17 protein-coding genes and 1 pseudogene are annotated in these 19,100 nt (G+C 71.5%); 9 read left to right on the top strand and 9 right to left on the bottom strand.

What is annotated here, in order from left to right:
• Positions 1 to 156: 156 nt before the first annotated feature.
• Both ACGFZQ_RS27015 and mscL read left to right on the top strand, forming a co-directional pair.
• Positions 157 to 732: a hypothetical protein gene (locus tag ACGFZQ_RS27015; protein ID WP_393842484.1), complete on the top strand. Its 576-nt coding sequence runs from the start codon at positions 157 to 159 to the stop codon at positions 730 to 732.
• Positions 733 to 870: 138 nt separating this feature from the next.
• Positions 871 to 1,347: a large conductance mechanosensitive channel protein MscL gene (mscL, locus tag ACGFZQ_RS27010; protein WP_393842483.1), complete on the top strand. Its 477-nt coding sequence runs from the start codon at positions 871 to 873 to the stop codon at positions 1,345 to 1,347.
• 76 nt (positions 1,348 to 1,423) lie between these two features.
• On the opposite strand, the gene ACGFZQ_RS27005 is transcribed toward mscL, so the two are convergent.
• Positions 1,424 to 1,603, bottom strand: coding sequence for a hypothetical protein (locus tag ACGFZQ_RS27005; RefSeq protein ID WP_351712247.1), 180 nt, complete (start codon positions 1,601 to 1,603; stop codon positions 1,424 to 1,426).
• Positions 1,604 to 2,061: 458 nt separating this feature from the next.
• Between ACGFZQ_RS27005 and ACGFZQ_RS27000 the strand changes: the two genes are divergently transcribed.
• The 4 genes from ACGFZQ_RS27000 to ACGFZQ_RS26985 all read left to right on the top strand — a co-directional run bounded on the left by ACGFZQ_RS27000 (position 2,062) and on the right by ACGFZQ_RS26985 (position 6,660).
• On the top strand, positions 2,062 to 3,300 hold the full coding sequence (locus ACGFZQ_RS27000) for a low temperature requirement protein A (RefSeq protein WP_393842482.1): 1,239 nt from the start codon (positions 2,062 to 2,064) through the stop codon (positions 3,298 to 3,300).
• A gap of 39 nt (positions 3,301 to 3,339) precedes the next feature.
• The gene (locus ACGFZQ_RS26995; RefSeq protein ID WP_351739073.1) at positions 3,340 to 4,362 is read left to right on the top strand and encodes a P1 family peptidase; all 1,023 of its coding nucleotides are present in this window, start codon (positions 3,340 to 3,342) and stop codon (positions 4,360 to 4,362) included.
• A 167-nt stretch (positions 4,363 to 4,529) separates the two neighbouring features.
• Positions 4,530 to 5,756, top strand: coding sequence for an Ig-like domain-containing protein (locus ACGFZQ_RS26990; RefSeq protein ID WP_393842481.1), 1,227 nt, complete (start codon positions 4,530 to 4,532; stop codon positions 5,754 to 5,756).
• A gap of 157 nt (positions 5,757 to 5,913) precedes the next feature.
• Positions 5,914 to 6,660 carry a DUF6227 family protein gene (locus tag ACGFZQ_RS26985; protein WP_393842480.1) on the top strand — a complete coding sequence of 249 codons (747 nt, stop codon included), beginning with the start codon at positions 5,914 to 5,916 and terminating at the stop codon, positions 6,658 to 6,660.
• A gap of 27 nt (positions 6,661 to 6,687) precedes the next feature.
• On the opposite strand, the gene ACGFZQ_RS26980 is transcribed toward ACGFZQ_RS26985, so the two are convergent.
• The 5 genes from ACGFZQ_RS26980 to ACGFZQ_RS26960 all read right to left on the bottom strand — a co-directional run bounded on the left by ACGFZQ_RS26980 (position 6,688) and on the right by ACGFZQ_RS26960 (position 12,902).
• Entirely contained in the window at positions 6,688 to 6,939 is a 252-nt protein-coding gene (locus ACGFZQ_RS26980) for a hypothetical protein (RefSeq protein WP_393842479.1), read from the bottom strand.
• 109 nt (positions 6,940 to 7,048) lie between these two features.
• On the bottom strand, positions 7,049 to 9,169 hold the full coding sequence (locus tag ACGFZQ_RS26975; RefSeq protein WP_393842478.1) for a fructose-specific PTS transporter subunit EIIC: 2,121 nt from the start codon (positions 9,167 to 9,169) through the stop codon (positions 7,049 to 7,051).
• A gap of 247 nt (positions 9,170 to 9,416) precedes the next feature.
• Positions 9,417 to 10,364, bottom strand: a complete 948-nt coding sequence (pfkB, locus tag ACGFZQ_RS26970; protein WP_393842786.1) for a 1-phosphofructokinase — start codon at positions 10,362 to 10,364, stop codon at positions 9,417 to 9,419.
• A gap of 47 nt (positions 10,365 to 10,411) precedes the next feature.
• Positions 10,412 to 11,173, bottom strand: coding sequence for a DeoR/GlpR family DNA-binding transcription regulator (locus ACGFZQ_RS26965; protein ID WP_393842477.1), 762 nt, complete (start codon positions 11,171 to 11,173; stop codon positions 10,412 to 10,414).
• Between the two features lie 283 nt (positions 11,174 to 11,456).
• Positions 11,457 to 12,902 (bottom strand): MFS transporter, encoded by a 1,446-nt coding sequence (locus ACGFZQ_RS26960; protein ID WP_393842785.1) that lies wholly within the window; start codon positions 12,900 to 12,902, stop codon positions 11,457 to 11,459.
• 218 nt (positions 12,903 to 13,120) lie between these two features.
• On the opposite strand from ACGFZQ_RS26960, the gene ACGFZQ_RS26955 reads away from it, so the two are divergent.
• Positions 13,121 to 14,089 (top strand): YafY family protein, encoded by a 969-nt coding sequence (locus ACGFZQ_RS26955; protein ID WP_351739090.1) that lies wholly within the window; start codon positions 13,121 to 13,123, stop codon positions 14,087 to 14,089.
• A gap of 281 nt (positions 14,090 to 14,370) precedes the next feature.
• On the opposite strand, the gene ACGFZQ_RS26950 is transcribed toward ACGFZQ_RS26955, so the two are convergent.
• Positions 14,371 to 14,955 (bottom strand): TetR family transcriptional regulator, encoded by a 585-nt coding sequence (locus tag ACGFZQ_RS26950; RefSeq protein WP_351739212.1) that lies wholly within the window; start codon positions 14,953 to 14,955, stop codon positions 14,371 to 14,373.
• Positions 14,956 to 15,828: 873 nt separating this feature from the next.
• Complete coding sequence (locus ACGFZQ_RS26945) at positions 15,829 to 16,830, bottom strand: sigma-70 family RNA polymerase sigma factor (protein ID WP_351712267.1); 1,002 nt, start codon at positions 16,828 to 16,830, stop codon at positions 15,829 to 15,831.
• A 241-nt stretch (positions 16,831 to 17,071) separates the two neighbouring features.
• On the opposite strand from ACGFZQ_RS26945, the pseudogene ACGFZQ_RS26940 reads away from it, so the two are divergent.
• Positions 17,072 to 17,591, top strand: a pseudogene (locus ACGFZQ_RS26940) (GNAT family N-acetyltransferase).
• Positions 17,592 to 17,604: 13 nt separating this feature from the next.
• Here ACGFZQ_RS26940 and ACGFZQ_RS26935 read toward each other — a convergent pair.
• The gene (locus ACGFZQ_RS26935; RefSeq protein WP_393842476.1) at positions 17,605 to 18,417 is read right to left on the bottom strand and encodes a dioxygenase; all 813 of its coding nucleotides are present in this window, start codon (positions 18,415 to 18,417) and stop codon (positions 17,605 to 17,607) included.
• A 135-nt stretch (positions 18,418 to 18,552) separates the two neighbouring features.
• On the opposite strand from ACGFZQ_RS26935, the gene ACGFZQ_RS26930 reads away from it, so the two are divergent.
• On the top strand, positions 18,553 to 19,068 hold the full coding sequence (locus ACGFZQ_RS26930; RefSeq protein WP_393842475.1) for a MarR family winged helix-turn-helix transcriptional regulator: 516 nt from the start codon (positions 18,553 to 18,555) through the stop codon (positions 19,066 to 19,068).
• The last annotated feature ends 32 nt before the right edge of the window (positions 19,069 to 19,100 follow it).

Genomic DNA, 19,100 nt, shown 5'->3' with positions numbered 1-19,100 from the left:
CGAGCGTCCGGCCCCCTGTGGAAAACGGGCGGAACTCCCCATTCGGGTGGCGGAGTTGTCCACAACCCGTGGATGGTCCACGGGCTCCGACGTGTTTCGGCGCGAGGCCTCATCGTGGTCTCGCAAGCCGATTCCTCGTCGCAGGTGGTGATCCACATGTCCGTTCCCCCACCCTCGTCCCCCGCCTTCCCCCCTCCCCTTCGCGTCCCGCGCCCGCTGGGCACGGACGCCCCCGCCACCTGCGAGGTCCCGCACTTCGACCCGGTGCGGGTACGCGGCGGGAGCTACCGGCTGGGGCGGCTCCTGCGGCACCGCAGGCGGGCCCTCGCGGCCGGCCTGGCGGTCACGGCGGCGGCGCTCGTCGCGGCCGGACCCCGCACCGCCACGGATCCCCTGCGCGCCGACCGGCCCCGGAAGCATCCGGTCACGCAGCCGGTACGGCGGCACGCCCCGCCTGTGGACATGGTGACGGCGCCGGTTCGGATCGCCGACGCCGCAACGGTCCGCCTGCTGCGCCCGGGCGACCGGGTGGACGTCATCGCCGCCGGGGATCCCTCGACGGGCGGGGACGCCCGGGTGATCGCGCGCGGGGTACGTGTGACGGGGCTGCCGGAGCCGGTCGAGGGGACCTCGGAGAGCGGGGCGCTGGTCGTGCTCTCGGTTCCGCGTGCCGCCGCGGCACGGCTGGTCGGCGCGAGCGCCACGGCGCGGCTGGCGGTGACGTTGTGCTGAACAGCTTGGGGAGATTTCTTGGCCGAATCCTGTCAAGCCCCTCGTTCGAGCTATCGGATTGGGCACGATGGCCGCATGGTGACGTAGGTTGCGGAGCGTTTTGTTCCACACCCTGTGCATGCAAGGAGAGTCCCCGAGGTGAGCGAGAAGAACGAACCGGGCATATGGCAGGGCTTCAAGGCCTTCCTGATGCGCGGCAACGTCGTCGATCTGGCGGTCGCGGTGGTCATCGGCGCCGCCTTCACGAACATCGTCAACTCGGTGGTGAAGGGGATCATCAACCCGCTGGTCGGCGCGATCGGCACGAAGAACCTCGACAGCTACAGCTCCTGCCTGAAGGACCCGTGCGCGCTGAACCCGGACGGCACGGTGAAGAGCGGCATTCCGATCATGTGGGGCTCCGTCCTGGGCGCCACACTGAGCTTCGTGATCACTGCGGCGGTCGTGTACTTCCTGATGATCCTGCCGATGGCGAAGTACCTGGCCCGGGTGGAGGCCCGCAGGAGGGCGAGGGAGGGCACGCGCGAGGTCGTCGAGGTGACCGAGCTGGAGGTGCTGAAGGAGATCCGCGACGCCCTGATCGCACAGCGCGGGTCCGGGCACAACGAGCGCTAGCGACGCTGCCGCGCGCGGTCCGGGCGACAGCGCGGGCCGCTCGGCGGTGGTGGGTCCGGGCTACGGCGCGGACGGTTCAGAGGTGGTGGGGCGGCTTCTCGTCGAGGAAGCGCTTGAGGTCCGCCGCCGAGTCCCCTGCGGGGCGTTCGCCCCAGCCGCCGTCCGTGTCGTCCGACGACTGCCGGTCCAGCGGGTCGTCGAAGATCAGCGCGGCCTTCGGGTCGCGCGGCTCGGGCTCAGGGGCGGCGGTACTCATGCCTCAAGGGTACGGTCCGTACGGTCACACGCCTGCCCCGAACGGTCCCGGCCCGGCCGAGGCGGCGGTCGGCCCCGGGCCTGCCACCCGGCCTGACCGGCACGAGGCCGCAGACGAGGCCGTGGATGCCGTGCCCACGCGGGAGGGCGATGGCGCCGACCCCTATACAGGGCCGGATCTGCTCACCGGATTCCGCGCGTTCCTGGACGAGCAGATCAGTCAGCTGTTCGAGAGCGAGGAGCAGCCCCTGGGCACCACGACGGTCCCCGAGCCGTACCCGGAGCCCGTGCCGGCGGTCGCCTGCGTCGCGCGCCCGGGCGTCGCCCACGCGCGCGTGCACACCGTCCGTCCGGCGGTCCGGTCAGGACGCCGCCCGCACTCCTCTCGCCGTTCTCACCGCCCTCCACTCGTGAACTCCTTCACAAGCTTTCGCTGCCCTTTTCTGCTGTGCTGGACGCATGACGTCGAGTTCCACTCCGGCGCCCGCTCCCCAGGGCGCGCCCCAGCCCCTCCGGCCGCTGCGCCGGCTCACCGCGCGCGGGCGCGACGAAGCCCACCGCGTCGCCTCGCCGCTCGAGCTCTTCTTCGACCTGTGTTTCGTGGTGGCCATCGCACAGGCGGGTGGGGAGCTGGTTCACGCCGTCGCGGAGGGCCATCCCGGCGAGGGCATCCTGAACTACGCGATGGTGTTCTTCGCCATCTGGTGGGCCTGGATGAACTTCACCTGGTTCTCCTCGGCGTACGACAACGACGACGCGCTCTACCGGGTCGTCACCCTGATCCAGATCGCCGGCGTGCTGGTGCTGGCGGCAGGCGTCTCGCGGTCCTTCGCCGACCACGACTACATGGCGGTCTGGCTGGGCTACGTGATCATGCGGCTGGCGATGGCCGCGCAGTGGCTGAGAGCCGCGCGATCGGCCGAGGGCGCGGAGAGAACGATGGCGCTCCGGTACGCGGGCGGTGTGCTGCTGTGTCTGGTCGGCTGGCTGGGACTGGTGCTGCTGCCGGAGCACGCGCGCGCCTGGGTGTTCCTGGTGATGGCGGTCGTCGAGATGTGTGTGCCGCTGTATGCGGAGAAGGCCTCTGCCACCTCCTGGCATCCGCACCACATCGCCGAACGCTACGGGCTGTTCACGATCATCGTGCTCGGGGAGACGATCGCGGCGGCGACCGTCGCCATGAAGTCGGCCCTGACCGAGCATGACGCGCTGGGAGAGCTGCTGCCGATCGCGGCGGGCGGCCTGCTGATCGTCTTCTCCGCGTGGTGGATCTACTTCGTGGTGCCGATCCACGGCCATCTGCGCTCCAACAGGGAATCGTTCCTGTGGGGTTACGGCCACTACCTGATCTTCGCGTCGGCGGCCTCGATCGGCGCGGGCCTGGAGGTGGCCGTCGAGCAGGCGGTCGGCACGGCGCACATCTCGACGCTGGCCGCCTCGGCGGCCGTGACCCTGCCGACGGCCCTGTATCTGCTGACCGTGTGGGCGCTGCACTCGCGGTACTTCAAGGTGGGCATCGCCCAGCAGCTGGTGCTGCCGATGACGGCGCTGCTGGTGATCTGCTGCACCTTCCTGGGCGACTGGGCGGTGCCGGCGGCGGGCCTGGTGTCGGCGCTCGCGGTGGCGACCGGGACGACTCTGACGGCGCGCGCAGCCGGCCGCGGGCGCACGGCGGACGCCGCCGCGACCGCCTCCTGACGCTCCGCGACGACGGCGGGCTGGGCCAGACTGGCCGCCATGACAGTTGACGCATTGACGGACGTGGCCGGGCTGCGGGTGGGACACGCGTCCCGCAGGGGCGACGGCTGGCTCACCGGCACCACGGTGGTGCTCGCTCCCGAGGGCGGCGCGGTCGCCGCGGTGGACGTGCGCGGCGGCGGTCCGGGTACCAAGGAGACGGACGCACTCGACCCGCGCAACCTGGTGCAGCGGGTGGAGGCGATCGTCCTCACGGGCGGCAGCGCCTACGGACTCGACGCGGCGTCCGGGGTGATGGCCTGGCTGGAGGAACGGGGGCGCGGGGTGCGGGTGGGGGCGGATCCGGCGCACGTCGTGCCGGTGGTGCCCGCCGCCTGCGTCTTCGACCTGGGGCGGGGCGGGGACTTCCGGGCCCGGCCGGACGCGGCCACGGGGCGCGCGGCGGTCGAGGAAGCCGCGGCGAGCGCACCCGGGGCACCGGTGCGGGAGGGGTGCGTGGGGGCCGGTACGGGCGCCGTGGCCGGGGAACTGAAGGGCGGGGTGGGCAGCGCGAGCGCGGTGCTGGAGTCTGGGATCACGGTGGCCGCGCTGGTGGTGGCCAACGCCGCCGGCGCCGTGATGGATCCCGAAACAGGCGTGCTGTACGGGGAGTTGTTCCAGGGGCGCGTGGAGTACCCCGAGGAGCGGGTGCACGCGGCCGCGCGCCGGCGGCTCGCCGAGGCCGCCGCCGAGAACGGGCTCCCGCCGCTCAACACCACACTCGCGGTGGTGGCGACCGATGCCGACCTCTCGAAGGCGCAGGCGCAGAAGCTGGCCGGGACGGCGCACGACGGGATCGCGCGCGCCGTGCGGCCGGTGCACCTGCTGCACGACGGGGACACGGTGTTCGCGCTGGCGACGGGCGCGCGGCCGCTCGACGCGAGCCCGCTTGCGCTCAACGAGATCCTCGCGGCCGGCGCGGACCTGGTGACGCGCGCCGTCGTGCGCGCCGTGCGGGCCGCCCAGTCCGTGGCCGGCCCGGGCGGAGTGTGGCCGTCGTACGGGGAGTTGTACGGGGCGTGATGACGGCGGCGAGGGGCGCGCCCTGACCTCACGCGCCCCGCTGATTGTCCCGGTTCTGTCACGTGATGGCGTTCACGGCCGTTCGGGGGAACCCGAACCCGCGCCGCCGCCCTCTCTCTCCACGCACTGGAGCGGATCACGCACATCACAAGAACCTGGAGCAGCCCGTGACAACGCCGGACATTGCAGCGCGGCGCGCACTGGGGGCCTGTGCCGCCCTGATGGTCGGCGCCCTCACCCTGACCGGCTGTGGCGGCAACGCCAACGCCAACAGCGACGACAGCAAGGGCGGCGGGCAGGACAGCGCCGCCAAGACGTCGACCGCGAAGATCCTGATCTCGGCGAAGGACGGTTCGACCGGCGCGTCCATCAACACGACCGGCGTGCAGGTCAGCGACGGCAAGCTGACCGTCGTGAAGATGACCGTGGCGGGGTCGGGGCAGGCCGTGGACGGCACCCTCGCGGCGGACGGCAGCACCTGGAAGCCGAAGGAACAGCTGGAGCGCGGCACGAAGTACGAGATATCGGCGACCGCCAAGGACTCCAAGGGGCTCACGGCGGCGGCCAACTCCATCTTCACCACCGTCGATTCGGCGAACAGCTACATCGGGACGTACACGCCGGACAATGGGACGACGGTCGGTGTGGGGATGCCGGTGTCGTTCAACTTCGACAAGGTCATCAGCGACAAGAAGGCCGTGCAGTCGCACATCACGGTGACGTCCAGCAGCGGCCAGCAGGTGGTGGGGCACTGGTTCGGGTCGCAGCGGCTGGACTTCCGACCGCAGGAGTACTGGAAGGCCGGCTCCAAGGTCACGATGAAGATCGACCTGGACGGCGTCGAGGGCGCGAACGGTGTCTACGGGGTGCAGAAGAAGACGGTGACCTTCACCGTCGGGCGTTCGCAGGTCTCCACGGTCGACGCGAACACGCAGACCATGACGGTGGTCCGGGACGGCAAGACGCTCAGGTCGGTGCCGGTGTCGACGGGCAGCCCGGAGCACACGACGTACAACGGGCAGATGGTGATCTCCGAGAAGTTCACCCAGACCCGGATGAACAGCCAGACGGTCGGCCTGGGCGGGGAGTACGACATCCCGGACGTGCCGCACGCGATGCGGCTGACGCAGTCGGGGACGTTCATCCACGGCAACTACTGGTACAACAAGGGCAACCCGCCGTTCGGCCGCGAGGGCACCAGCCACGGCTGTGTGGGGCTCGCGGACGTGCAGGGCGCGCAGGGCGACACGACGGCCAAGTGGTTCTACGACAACTCCCTCATCGGGGACGTCGTGATCGTGAAGAACTCCCCCGACAAGACCGTACAGCCGGACAACGGGCTCAACGGGTGGAACCTGTCGTGGAGCGAGTGGACCGCCGGAAGCACGGTCTGACCGGCTGGTTTTGACAGATCGTCGGGCCGCGCGGGAACTTTTCGCGCGGCCCGCGTGTTTTCCCGGCGTACGTTTTCTCGGTTCCCGGACATGATGTCCGACCGAGGGGCTACGGTATGCACCCACAAGGTGACATGCAGCAACGCCGGGAGAAACCTTGAGCGTTCCGTACGAGACGGCAGCGTACGAACCAGCCGAGTCGCCCGAGTCTCCGGAGGAGCATCTCGCGCGGCTCCTCGGCCGTGCCCTGAACTCCTTCGAACTGCCCGACGAGGCCATAAGGCAGCTGGACTGCGCGCTGGCGCACGACAGTTCGCTGCACTCCGCGCACCACAGCGCGGGGCTGCACCGGGAGACGTACCGGCACACCTGGCTGCTCGCCGACGGGTCGGCGGTCACTCTGTGGGAGCTCGTGCACAACACCGCGCCGGGCAGCGACCCGCAGGCCGAGGTGTACGTCGACGAGGAGGAGCTGCGGGCCGCGACGGCGCGGCTGCCGTTGCCGCCGGACGCCCCGGACTTCGAGCTGCCGGTACTGATGACGCTGGCGGCGGTCCCGGAACCCCGGCACGTGTATGTGCCGGACGACTCGGCGGACCACGCGCGCCGGCTTCTGCGCCGTGCGGAGAACACCGACCGGCCGGACACGGAGACGGCTCAGGTGCTGGCGACGGCGTTCGCGCACCAGATCACCCAGGCGTTCGGACGGCCCGGGCGGGCGGGCCGGACCGGCTTGAGCTTCTCGCTCTACGAGCACGCGTTCCTGCTGAGCGACGGCCGGGAGCTGTCCCTGTGGGAGGTCGAGCACACGGCGACGCCGGACGGCCGGCACATGTGCGAGGTGTACCCGTCGGAGGACGCGGCCCGGGAGGCCATGGAGCGGCGGGCGGCGCAGCGGTCCTGAGCCGAGCGCATCCCCGCCCACCGCGCCTCAGCGGCCGCCGAGTCGGCGTACCAGGCCGGCGAAGGCGTCCTGTTCGGCGGGGGTGAGTTCCACGGACTCCCGTGGCGGGCCGGCCTGTAGCGGGTGCGGGTGGCCGGGGAGGACGCGGGCCGTGTGCCAGGCGGTGGCCTCGCGGCGGGTGTGGCGCAGCACGCGCATCAGGACGACCACCCAGGCGACGGTCGCCAGGGCGAGGGCGGTCACTCCGATCAGCTGGAGGGGCGCGACGTGCTCAGACATGCGCCCCAGTACACACCACGGTCCGGGACTTTGGTCCCGGACCGTGACGTATCTCGCAGGTGCCGTGAACAACTCACAGCGAATCAAAGGGACAAGAGGGTGCGGGTGATCAGGCCGCGACGGGCTGCTTGGTCTCCTTCGCGGTGGCGGCCGGGCCGGCCGCGGAGCCGCCCTCCGGGGTCTGCGAGGCCGGCTTGCGCAGGCCCTTCAGGATGACGACCAGGGCCGTGGTGACACAGACACCGGCGGCGATGGCGATCAGGTAGAGGAACGGGTTGCCGATCAGCGGGACCACGAAGATGCCGCCGTGCGGGGCGCGCAGGGTGGCGCCGAAGGCCATCGACAGGGCGCCGGTGATCGCGCCGCCGACCATCGAGGAGGGGATGACGCGCAGCGGGTCGGCGGCCGCGAACGGGATCGCGCCCTCGGAGATGAAGGAGGCGCCCAGGACCCAGGCGGCCTTGCCGTTCTCGCGCTCGGTCTCGGTGAAGAGCTTGCCGCGCACGGTGGTGGCCAGGGCCATCGCCAGCGGCGGGACCATGCCGGCCGCCATGACCGCGGCCATGATCTTCATCGCGGAGTCACTGGGGTTGGAGACCGCGATACCGGCGGTGGCGAAGGTGTACGCGACCTTGTTGACCGGGCCGCCGAGGTCGAAGCACATCATCAGGCCGAGCAGGGCGCCGAGCAGGATGGCGTTCGAGCCGCTGAGGCCGTTCAGCCAGTCGGTCATGCCCTTCTGCGCGGAGGCGATCGGCTTGCCGATCACGACGAACATCAGGAATCCGACGATCGCCGAGGAGATCAGGGGGATCACCACCACCGGCATGATCCCGCGCAACGCGGTGGGGATCTTCACCTTCTGGATCCCGAGCACCACCCCACCGGCGATCAGACCGGCGGCCAGACCGCCCAGGAAGCCGGCGTTGATGGTGGAGGCGATCATGCCGCCGACGAAGCCGGGGACGAGACCTGGCCGGTCCGCCATGCCATACGCGATGTAGCCGGCCAGGACCGGGACCAGGAAGCCGAAGGACACCACGCCGATCTGGAAGAGCAGCGCGGCCCAGCTGTCGCCCTGGGTCCACACGAAGTGGTCCATGACCGACGGTGCCTTGTTGACCGTGTACCCGCCGATCGCGAAGCCGAGGGCAATCAGCAGACCGCCGGCCGCGACGAACGGGACCATGTAGCTCACGCCGGACATCAGCCACTTGCGCAGCTTGGTGCCGTAGCCCTCGCCGGCGTCCCCGGCGCGTTCGACCGGCGTGGCCGGCGCGGAACCGGAGGTCGCCTCGCCGCGGGCCGCCCTCTCGCGTACCTCGCCGATCAGTTCGGCGGGGCGGTTGATGCCCGCCTTCACGCCGACGTCGACGGTCGGCTTGCCGGCGAAGCGGTCCTTGTCGCGGACGGGCACGTCGTGGGCGAAGATCACGCCGTCCGCCGCCGCGATGACCTCGGGGTCGAGCCGGGTGAAACCGGCCGAGCCCTGCGTCTCGACGACGAGTTCGACGCCCGCCTCGCGGCCCGCGTTCTCCAGGGACTCGGCCGCCATGTAGGTGTGGGCGATGCCGGTGGGGCAGGAGGTGACGGCGACGATACGGAAGGGGCGCTCGGCAGTCGTGTCCGCGCCGGAGCCCGGGGCGGACGCCTGCGCCGTGTCTGCCGCTGCGACGCCGGCGGAGGCCGCCGCCGGCGTCGCAGCGGTGTTCTGGGAGGCGCTCACGGCGCCCTCAGCGGCGCTCGCAGCGCCCTTCGCGCCCGCGGCCTCCGCGCCCTTCGCGGGGGTCTCGTCCCCGCGGATCAGCGCCGCAGCCGTCTCCGCGTCGCCCGCCGACCGCAGCGCGTCCGTGAACTCGCTGTTCATCAGCTGGCGGGCCAGCGAGGAGAGGATCGTGAGGTGGGCGTCGTCGGCGCCGGCGGGGGCCGCGATCAGGAAGACGAGGTCGGCGGGGCCGTCCGGCGCGCCGAAGTCGATGCCGGCGGCGCTGCGCCCGAAGGCGAGCGTCGGCTCGGTGACGTGGGCGCTGCGGCAGTGCGGGATGCCGATGCCGCCGTCGAGACCGGTCGGCATCTGGGCCTCGCGGGCGGCCACGTCGGCGAGGAAGCCCTCCAGGTCGGTCACCCGGCCCAGGGCCACCATGCGCTCGGCGAGGGCGCGCGCCGCCGCTTCTTTGGTGTCGGCGGACAGGTCGAGATCGACCAGGTCCGCGGTGATCATGTCGCTCATCGCGGGCTCCAATGCACGCGTGTCGCCCGGGATGTGGGGTGGGCGAGGGTGGGGACGGGGGTGCCGTGGGGGGCGGGGTGGGAGGCGGGGCAGGGGAAGCCCCGCCTCCCGGGGACGGCAGGGCGGCTCAGGGTGCCCCGTCGGCCCGTCGGCGCGGTGAGTAAGGAAGAACCTCGCCGCTCCTGGGCGGGTTGGAGAAGGGCGGCGTCGGTGAGAGGCGCGGCCGCGTGCGGGGTCGTACGAGCGTTCATGACACCGGCTCCGTCAGTTCGCGGTCGACGGGGACGCGGTCGGTGACGGTCACCACCGTGGGGTCCAGGTCGGCAGGGGTGGGCATGACGCTGCCGGGCAGCTGGACGGCGGCGGCGCCGTGGGCGACGGCGGAGGCGAGGGCCTTGGGGCCGCTGCCGCCGGCGATGAGGAATCCGGCGAGGGAGGAGTCGCCGGCGCCTACGTTGCTGCGGACGGTGTCCACGCGGGCGCTCGCGAACCAGGCGCCCTCGTCCTCCACGAGGAGCTGGCCGTCGGCGCCCAGGCTCGCGAGGACGGCGCGTGCGCCCATGCCGCGCAACTCCTCGGCCGCCTTCAGCGCGTCGCCGACTGTCGTCAGGGGGCGCCCGACGGCCTCCGCGAGCTCCTCGGCGTTCGGCTTCACCACGTCCGGGCGCTCGCGCAGCGCTTCCAGCAGCGCACGCCCCGAGGTGTCCAGCGCGATGCGCGCGCCCCCTGCGTGCGCCTGGGCGACCACATCGGCGTACCAGGACGGCGCGAGCCCCCGGGGGAGGCTCCCGCAGCACGCGATCCAGTCCGCGTCGCGGGACTGCTCGCGCACTGTCTCCAGGAGCAGCTCCTGCTCCGCCCGCGAGAGTTCCGGACCCGGCGCGTTGATCTTGGTGAGCACCCCGTCGGACTCCGCGAGGGCGATGTTCGAGCGGGTGGCTCCGGCGACCGGGACCGGCGCGACCTCGATGCCCTGCGCGTCGAGCAGGTCGGATACGAGCGCGCCGGGCGCACCACCCAGGGGCAGCACGGCGACCGTGCGCCGGCCGGCGGCCGCGACGGCGCGTGAGACGTTCACGCCCTTGCCACCGGGGTCCATGCGTTCGCCGGTGGCGCGGATGACCTCGCCGCGCTCCAGGGAGGGGACCTCGTAGGTGCGGTCCAGGGAGGGGTTGGGGGTGACGGTGAGGATCATGGCCGTACCGCTCGTGCCGTTCGTCGCGCTCGCGCTGTTCGTGGTGCTCATGCTCGTACTACTTCCGTGCCGCCGCGCTCGATGGCGGCGGCGTCCTCGGGGCTCAGCCCGCTGTCGGTGATCAGCAGGTCCACGTCGCTCAGGTCGCCGAAGCGGGCGAAGTGCTCCTGGCCGTGCTTGGCGGAGTCGGCGAGCAGGACCACCCGGCGGGCCGCGGCGACGGCCGCCCGCTTGACCGCGGCCTCGGCGAGGTCGGGGGTGGTCAGGCCCTGGTCGGCGGAGAAGCCGTTGGCGGCGACGAAGAGGACGTCCGCGCGGATCTCGCTGTACGCGCGGAGCGCCCAGGCGTCCACGGCGGCGCGCGTGCGGGGCCGTACGCGCCCCCCGACCAGATGGAGCTGGATGCCCGGGTGGTCGGCGAGGCGGGCCGCGATCGGCAGGCTGTGCGTGACGACGGTGAGGGACGCCTCCAGCGGGATGGCTCCGGCCAGGCGGGCGACCGTCGTGCCGGCGTCGAGGATCAGGGTGCCCTCGGTCGGCAGTTCCGAGACGGCGGCCTTGGCGATGCGGTCCTTCTCGTCGGCCGAGGTGGACTCGCGTTCGGCGAGGTCCGGCTCGAAGTCGAGGCGGCCGGCCGGGATGGCACCGCCGTGCACCCGGCGGACCAGACCGGCGCGGTCCAGGGCTTTCAGGTCGCGGCGGATCGTTTCCGCGGTGACCTGGAACTCCTCGGCGAGCGACACGACGTCCACCCGGCCGCCGTCACGGGCGAGCCGGAGGATCTCCTGCTGCCGCTCCGGTGCGTACATGCCCTGCGCCTCCGCTCCAAGATACGTCCGACTGATGTCCGGCCCATGTCCGACTACGTCTGACTCGTGCCCGAACTTGTGGTTTCGCTGGAGGCTACGCCCGGATTTCCGGAAAGTAAACAGGTTCGGGCATCGACCGGGCATGATCGGACTTCCGTGCGGTTCGCGGAGGGGCGGGCGGGGAGCGCGGGAGGCTCCCTCGCGCACGCTGGCGGGAGACTCCCTCGCGCGTGCTGAAGGGCCCGGCACCGGGAGGTGCCGGGCCCTTCAGCAGGGGGCGCGCTCAGTGGACGAGCACGCCCTCCTCCTTCGTCTGCGCCGGGAGCGGCTCCTGCGCGCCGCTGCCCTCCACGTGCTGCGCCGGGCGCTTCGGCAGGGCGGACATCAGCAGGAACATCACGGCTATGACGGCGGCCACCCAGAGCAGCGCGTGCTGGAAGGCGTTCGCGAAGGCCGGGCCGGGCCGGGCGGGGTTCAGGCGGTCGTCGATGACGCCGAAGAAGACGACCGAGACCAGGCCGAGGCCGAGCGCGTTGCCCATCTGCTGCACGGTGTTGATCAGCCCGGAGGCCGAACCGGCGTGCTCACGGGGCACCTCGGACAGCACCGCGTCGGTCAGCGGGGCGACGATCAGGCCCATGCCCGTACCCATCACGACCAGCGGCAGGGCCATCTGCCAGGAGGCGATGGCGAGGCCGTAGCGATCGGACTCCCAGATGTAGAGCAGGACGCCGAGGCCCATCACCAGGGCGCCCGCCTGGAGCACCTTGCGGCCGAAGCGCGGGACCAGTTTCTGCACGGACAGGCCGGCCGCCACGGAGACGGCGATCGAGAACGGCACCCCGGTCAGGCCCGCGTGCAGCGGGGTCCAGCCGAGGCCGACCTGCATGTAGAGCGTCCAGACCAGGAAGAAGATGCCGAGGGCGACACCGAAGACGGTCTGCACGGCGATGCCGGCGGCGAAGCTCTTCACCTGGAACAGGGACGGTTCGATGAGCGGGGAACCGTCGCGGGCGGCCTTGCGGCGTTCGTACGCCACCAGCGCACCGAAGACGACGAGCGCCCCCGCCATGGACGCGTACCCCCACAGCGGCCAGCCCAGCTGGCGGCCGCGGGTCAGCGGGTAGAGCAGCATCAGCAGGCCGAGGGTCACCAGGGCGACACCGACGAGGTCCAGCTTCAGTGCGTGCGGAGCCTTGGATTCGCTGATGTAACGGCGGCCGAGGAGAAGGGCCGCGATGCCGACCGGGAGGTTGATGAGGAAGATCGGGCGCCATTCGAGGCCGAGGATGTTCCACTCCGTGAGGAGGGCGCCGAGCACCGGGCCGGAGACCGCGCCCAGGCCGACGATCGCGCCGAACAGGCCGAAGACCTTGCCGCGTTCGTGCGCCGGGAAGGTGGCGTGCACGATCGACAGGACCTGCGGGACCATCATCGCGGCCATGCCGCCCTGCAGGATGCGGGCGGCGACCAGCATCTCCGGGTTGGCGGCGAAGCCGCACAGGGCCGAGGCGAGGGTGAAGCCGCCGACGCCGATGAGGAAGATCCGTTTACGGCCGTGAATGTCGCCGAGGCGTCCCCCGGTGATCAGGCCGGCCGCGAAGGCGAGGGCGTAGCCGGCGGTTATCCACTGGATCTGGCTGAAGGAGGCGTGGGCGGTCCGCTGGATGGACGGGATGGCGACGTTGACGATCGTGACGTCGACCAGGTCCATGAAGGCGGCGGTCATGACGATGGCCAGGGCGAGCCAGCGGTGCGGTGCCCCGGGGGTGGCCGACGTTTCGGGCGCCGCCGGGGTCGCTGTGGCGGGTTGCCTGCGGGTTCGTCGTGGTTGAGTGCGCAGTTCCCCGCGCCCCTTTGCGACGTTGTCGTCAACGGAAGTCATGTCGTCAACGTAGGAGGCGAGTAGGTCAGATCCTGTCCTAGTAGTACGGCATCCTCTGGTGCATGACGACAGACACTCCGGCTCGACTGCTCCAGCTGCTGTCTCTGCTCCAGACGCCCCGCGAGTGGCCCGGCGGTGAACTCGCCGAACGGCTCCGGGTGTCCCGGCGCACCGTGCGGCGGGACATCGACCGATTGCGGGAACTGGGGTATCCCGTGGAGGCCAGCAAGGGCGCCGACGGCGGGTACCGGCTGGTCGCCGGGAAGGCGATGCCACCACTGCTCCTCGACGACGAGGAGGCGGTGGCCATCGCGGTCGGACTGCGCGCCGGGGCGGGACATGCCGTGGAGGGGGTGGACGAGGCGTCGGTGCGGGCGCTGGCGAAGCTGGAGCAGGTGCTGCCGGCCCGGCTACGGCACCGGGTGGCCACGCTCCAGGCCGCGACCACCCCGCTGACCAGCGGGGACGGGGCGAGTATCGCGCCGGAGACACTGACCGTGATGGCGTCGGCGGTGGCCGGGCGGGAGCGGCTGCGGTTCGCCTACCGGGCGGCGGACGGAAGCGAGACGCGGCGGCAGGCCGAGCCGTACCGGCTGGTGTCGACGGGACGGCGGTGGTACCTCGTGGCGTACGACCTCGATCGCGACGACTGGCGGACGTTCCGGGTCGACCGGGTGAGCGAGCCGTTCGCGACCGGGGCGCGGTTCGCTCCGCGGGAGATGCCGACGGGGAGCGCGGCGGAGTATCTGCGCCGGTCGATCCAACGGCAGCAGGAGACGTACGAGTTCGTGATCGCGTTCGCCGGGACGGTGGAGGAGGTGGGGGCCCGGGTGCCGGGGTGGTTGGGGACGCCGGTGGACGAAGGGGACGGGTGGTGCGTGGTGCGGGGGGCCGGCGGGGATCCGGTGGAGTGGCTGGCGGTGCGGTTGGCGATGGCGGGGGGCGAGTTCGTGGTGCGGGAGCCTCGGGAACTCGTGGAGTGCGTAAGGGAGTTGGGGCGTCGGCTGGTTCGGGCGGGTGGGGGTGCGTGAGCGGGAGGCTGGGGCATCCCCGGCCTTTCAGACACCGGAGGCCCTTCAGACGCCGGGGGTCCTTCAGACGCCGGAGGTCCTTCAGGCACCGGAGCCCTTCAGACACCGGAGGCCCTTCAGACACCGGAGGCCCTTCGGGCGCCAGGTGCCCCCTCAGACACCGGGGGCTCTTCAGGTCCTGAGGGTTCTTCAGACGCTGAAAGCCCCTCAAGGTGCTGGAGGCCCTCAGGTGCTGGGGAGGCAAGAGGACCGCCCGCAGCCGGCTTGAGCAGCCGTACCGGCTACGCCTGCTCCCCCCAGGCGAACCCGCGCAGCTCCCCCAGGTTCCGCAGCGCCAGCGCCGCCGGTCCCTCCGCGCCCGACGGGGACGCCGTGCCCGCCGCCCAGGACTCCACCGCCACCCGGACCGCCGCGCCGGCCACCGCCGAGGTGAAACGGAGGCGAGGAGTGGGGGCAACGTTGTCGGGTGTGGTGCGCTCCGCCAGGATCGTCGCCAGGAGGTCTTCCGAGGACTGGCATACCTCCGCCCACACCTTGCGCAGGGCCGGGCTGGTGTCGGCGAGGTGGATCAGGGTGCGCACCCATTCCCAGGACGCCGCGGAGACGCCCACGCCGGGGGTCAGGGTGTGGTGGACGGCGTGTTCGAGTGCCTCGGAGACCGAGAGGGCCGCCGGGGCCGACCGTACGGCCTCCGCCCAGCGCCGGGCGCCCGCCGCGTAGAGCGGGGCGACCGCCTCCTCCTTCGTGGCGAAGTAGCGGTAGAACGTGCGGGGGGCGATGCCGGCGGCGTGTGCGATGTCCTCGGCGCGGGTGGCCCGCAGGCCCTGCCGTACGAAGAGGCCCGCGGCCGCCCGGGCGATCTCCATCCGGGTCTCCGCCTTGCGCCGCTCTGTCAGGGAGACACCGGGAGGATCCTGCCGAGAGGTGTTGCCGGTGGTGCTGGGGGTGCTCACCTCGGCAGGCTATGCCGCTATGGCAGAATCTGCCATCCGGCGGTTCACCCCGTGGTTCAGGTACGGGGTGGGCCGCCGTTCCAGAATGCCGGGGAGGGACAGGACCGGCAAACGCGCCGATCCATGGCCGGCGATCGAGCCTCGCCGAGCCATGACGGACGGGCCGACCGCCTCGACCGCGCCGATCGCATCGACCGCGCGCCGAGCCGTATCGAGCAACCGCGGAACAGTCGCCGGGCAATCCGCCGGGCGATCCGCCGGGCAATCGCCCAGCAATAGAACCGGGCTCCGGCACCCGGGGGGGGTTAGGCGCCGAAGCCCGGTTCTGCGGAAGTCCCGGCGCCGGGGGGATGGCGCGTCGGGACATGGCTCACTGAGGGGTCGTCATACGTGGGGTCGTCATACGTCGTCGTCAGAGGTCGGCGCAGGCTGCCACCGGCAGTCGGCCAGGCACAAGTTGGCCAAGGGGACCCCCCTCCAGTGGACCCTCCGAAGCAGACTCACCGGAGCCTGCTCTCCCGAGCCGGCTGTCCTGAGCCGACTACCGCCCCGGCCGGGGCCCTCAACTCCCCGGCCCGGAATGGTTGTTCCCTACACACGGAGCCTTGAAGCGGCGGTACAGCGCCATGTTTGCGCCGTCTTTCGCCACCCAGCGCACGCGCTCGGCGTGAACGGTTCCACGCGCGCCCCCAGGCTCGCGAACCCGCACGCACACGGGAGTTCCCACGGACCCGCGAGCCCCCGCGGACGCGGGAGCCCCATGCGCACGAGCCCCGTCACCCTCCCTTACGCGGCCGGCTCGAACCCCGTACTGCGGGCCAGCTTCTTCAGCTCCAGCAGTGCGTGCTTCTCGATCTGGCGGATGCGCTCGCGGGTCAGTCCGTGCTCCTTGCCGACCTCGGTCAGCGTGCGCTCGCGGCCGTCCTCGATGCCGTACCGCATCTTGATGATGGAGGCCGTGCGCTGGTCCAGGCGGCCGATCAGGTCGTCCAGTTCCTCGCTGCGCAGCAGGGTCAGGACGGACTGCTCGGGGCTGACCGCCGACGTGTCCTCGAGGAGGTCGCCGAACTGCGTCTCGCCCTGGTCGTCCACCGCCATGTTCAGGGACACCGGGTCGCGGGCCCAGTCGAGGACGTCGATGACGCGCTCCGGGTTGGAGCCGAGCTCGGCGGCGATCTCGGCGGGCTCCGGGTCGCGGCCGTGTTCACGGTTGAACTCGCGCTGGACGCGCCGGATCCGGCCCAGCTCCTCCACCAGGTGGACGGGGAGCCGGATGGTCCGGGACTGGTCGGCGATGGAACGGGTGATCGCCTGGCGGATCCACCAGGTGGCGTACGTGGAGAACTTGAAGCCCTTGCGGTAGTCGAACTTCTCGACGGCGCGCACCAGGCCGGCGTTGCCCTCCTGGATCAGGTCGAGGAGGGGCAGACCACTGCGCGGGTACCGTCGGGCGACGGCCACGACCAGGCGGAGGTTGGAGCGGATGAAGACGTCCTTGGCCCGCTCGCCGGCGGCGAAGAGCGCCTCCAGCTCCTCGCGGGTGGCGTCCGACCCGGACTCCTCCTCGCCGTCGAGGACCTGCCGCGCGAACACCCCCGCCTCAATGGTCTGGGACAGTTCGACTTCCTTGGCGGCGTCGAGGAGCGGTGTGCGCGCGATCTCGTCGAGATACATGCCGACCAGATCGCGGTCGGCGATCTCGCCGCCATGGACGCGGCGAACACTGCTTGCCGAGTCGGCCGTCTCGCCGGTGGCGGACTGACGACGGGCGACGGCACGGGTTGCCATGCGGTGCTCCCTTGCGATGGTGGGCGGGCGGGGTGGTCCTATCCGGTTCTTCTCGGTCTTCCGGTGGATGCTCGGCGCTCGGCTCGCGGCGCCCCGGAAGTCCCCTTCTGGAACTCCCGGCGTCCTGGTCGGGTGCCCGGCATCCGAAGGAAACAACGACTGGAATCCGGACAGAATTCCCATGCCGCCCCCCGATTTTTCTGATCATGCAGTACCCTGTGCGACCAGCCGAGGGGACATGATGTCGTCGGAACGTACAGAGGTGCAGGTCAGGCCAGGAGTCGAAGGGGACCTCGAAGCCCTCACGAACCTCTACAACCACTACGTACGTGAGACCTCCATCACCTTTGACACGGCGGTCTTCACGCCGGAAGAGCGTCGTGCGTGGCTGCTCTCCCACCCGGAAGACGGCCCGTACCGGCTGATGGTTGCCACGTCGGCGGACTCACAGGAGATTCTCGGGTACGCCACATCCAGCCCTTACCGCGTGAAACCCGCCTACGGGACCTCGGTGGAGACCACGGTCTACGTCGCCCCGGACGCCGGCGGGCGTGGCATCGGCACGCTCCTCTACGAAGCCCTCTTCGGGGCGCTCGCGGGCGAGGACCTGCACCGCGCCTACGCGGGCATCGCGCAGCCGAACGAGGCGTCCACCCGGCTGCACGAGCGCTTCGGGGTTCCGGTACGTCGGCACCTACCGCGAGGTGGGCCGCAAGTTCGGCCGCTACTGGGACGTGGCCTGGTACGAGCGGCCGCTGTAGGCGACCCTCCCGGTCACCCGAACTGCACCGACCGCTTAGCCATCCCCATCCAGAACCCGTCGATCACCGACTTCTGCGCGTCCAGCTCACCGCCGGCCTCCGCCGCGCCCATGGTGACGAAGAGCGGGGCGAAGTGCTCGGTGCGCGGGTGGGCGTAGCGGCCGGCCGGGGCCTTGTCGAGGAAGTCGAGGAGGGCGTCCCAGTCACGCTTCTCCAGCGCCCGGTGTCCCCAGTCGTCGAACTCCGAGGACCAGGAGGGCACCCCGGCCCCGGTGTGGCGCAGGGCGGCCAGGTTGTGGGTGAAGAAGCCGGAGCCGACGATCAGCACGCCCTCGTCGCGCAGCGGGGCGAGCCGGCGGCCGATCTCCATCAGGCGGACCGGGTCGAGGGTGGGCATGGAAATCTGGAGGACAGGGATGTCCGCGCCCGGGAACATCTCCACCAGGGGCACATAGGCGCCGTGGTCGAGTCCGCGGTCCGGGATGTCCTGCACGGGGGTGCCGGGGGCGCGCAGCAGCTTGCGTACGGACTCGGCGAGCGCTGGTGCGCCGGGGGCCGCGTAGCGCACCTGGTAGTAGTGCTCGGGGAAGCCCCAGAAGTCGTAGACGAGGGGGACGGTCTGTACGGCACCGAGGGCGAGGGGGGCCTCCTCCCAGTGGGCGGAGACCATCAGGATCGCCCGGGGACGGGGCAGACCGGCGCTCCAGGCGGCCAGTTCGCCGGGCCAGACCGGGTCGTCGGCGAGCGGCGGCGCTCCGTGGCTCAGATAGAGGGCGGGCATGCGCTCCCCGGCAGCGGCGGATCGCTCCTGTGCGACGGCGGTCATGACGGCGGCTCCCTCCACGGACGGGAACCCCCCAGGGCCCCCATGGTCCCTATGTTTTAACTCTCAAGCTTTCCGTGGAACACCATACGCCCCACTTGTTTAACCTTCAAGGAGAGGCCTCGTACAGTGGGATACATGAATACGGCAACCACATCCGCGACCGCCGAACGGCACCGCTGGCTCAGCGACGACGAACAGCACGTCTGGCGCTCGTATCTGCACGCCACGACCCTGCTGGAGGACCATCTGGACCGTCAGCTCCAGCGGGACGCGGGGATGCCGCACATCTACTACGGCCTGCTCGTCGGGCTCGCCGAGGCGCCCGGGCGGCGGCTGCGGATGACCGAGCTGGCCATGGGGGCGAAGATCACCCGGTCCCGGCTCTCACACGCCATCGCACGCCTGGAGAAGAACGGCTGGGTACGCCGGGAGGACTGCCCCTCCGACAAGCGGGGCCAGTTCGCCGTCCTGACCGACGAGGGCTCCGAGGTGCTGCGGCGCACCGCGCCGGGCCATGTGGCCGCCGTACGGCAGGCGCTGTTCGAGCGGCTGACCCCCGAACAGCAGCAGACCCTCGGCGAGATCATGCAGATCGTCGCCGAGGGCCTGCAGCCCAACGAAGCGGGCGCGGACCTGCCCTGGCTCCGCTGAGGAATCTCAGGAAGCCCTGGACAGGTCCGCGT

The organism is Streptomyces sp. NPDC048254 (assembly GCF_043201895.1).
In the GTDB taxonomy this organism is placed as follows: Bacteria; Actinomycetota; Actinomycetes; order Streptomycetales; family Streptomycetaceae; genus Streptomyces.
The sequence above is the reverse complement of the archived record's forward strand: the minus strand, read 5'-3'. Positions and strand labels throughout refer to the sequence as shown.

What these genes read in the sequence shown, in the direction of transcription:
- ACGFZQ_RS26945 (WP_351712267.1), bottom strand. Translation starts at nt 16,830, where the DNA reads ATGGCAACCCGTGCCGTCGCCCGTCGTCAGTCCGCCACCGGCGAGACG.
- ACGFZQ_RS27000 (WP_393842482.1), top strand. Translation starts at nt 2,062, where the DNA reads ATGACGTCGAGTTCCACTCCGGCGCCCGCTCCCCAGGGCGCGCCCCAG.
- ACGFZQ_RS26930 (WP_393842475.1), top strand. Translation starts at nt 18,553, where the DNA reads ATGAATACGGCAACCACATCCGCGACCGCCGAACGGCACCGCTGGCTC.
- ACGFZQ_RS26960 (WP_393842785.1), bottom strand. Translation starts at nt 12,902, where the DNA reads ATGACCGCCGCCTTCATGGACCTGGTCGACGTCACGATCGTCAACGTC.
- ACGFZQ_RS27005 (WP_351712247.1), bottom strand. Translation starts at nt 1,603, where the DNA reads ATGAGTACCGCCGCCCCTGAGCCCGAGCCGCGCGACCCGAAGGCCGCG.
- ACGFZQ_RS27015 (WP_393842484.1), top strand. Translation starts at nt 157, where the DNA reads ATGTCCGTTCCCCCACCCTCGTCCCCCGCCTTCCCCCCTCCCCTTCGC.
- ACGFZQ_RS26980 (WP_393842479.1), bottom strand. Translation starts at nt 6,939, where the DNA reads ATGTCTGAGCACGTCGCGCCCCTCCAGCTGATCGGAGTGACCGCCCTC.
- ACGFZQ_RS26950 (WP_351739212.1), bottom strand. Translation starts at nt 14,955, where the DNA reads ATGGAGATCGCCCGGGCGGCCGCGGGCCTCTTCGTACGGCAGGGCCTG.
- ACGFZQ_RS26995 (WP_351739073.1), top strand. Translation starts at nt 3,340, where the DNA reads ATGACAGTTGACGCATTGACGGACGTGGCCGGGCTGCGGGTGGGACAC.
- ACGFZQ_RS26975 (WP_393842478.1), bottom strand. Translation starts at nt 9,169, where the DNA reads ATGAGCGACATGATCACCGCGGACCTGGTCGATCTCGACCTGTCCGCC.
- pfkB (WP_393842786.1), bottom strand. Translation starts at nt 10,364, where the DNA reads ATGATCCTCACCGTCACCCCCAACCCCTCCCTGGACCGCACCTACGAG.
- ACGFZQ_RS26965 (WP_393842477.1), bottom strand. Translation starts at nt 11,173, where the DNA reads ATGTACGCACCGGAGCGGCAGCAGGAGATCCTCCGGCTCGCCCGTGAC.
- ACGFZQ_RS26955 (WP_351739090.1), top strand. Translation starts at nt 13,121, where the DNA reads ATGACGACAGACACTCCGGCTCGACTGCTCCAGCTGCTGTCTCTGCTC.
- ACGFZQ_RS26935 (WP_393842476.1), bottom strand. Translation starts at nt 18,417, where the DNA reads ATGACCGCCGTCGCACAGGAGCGATCCGCCGCTGCCGGGGAGCGCATG.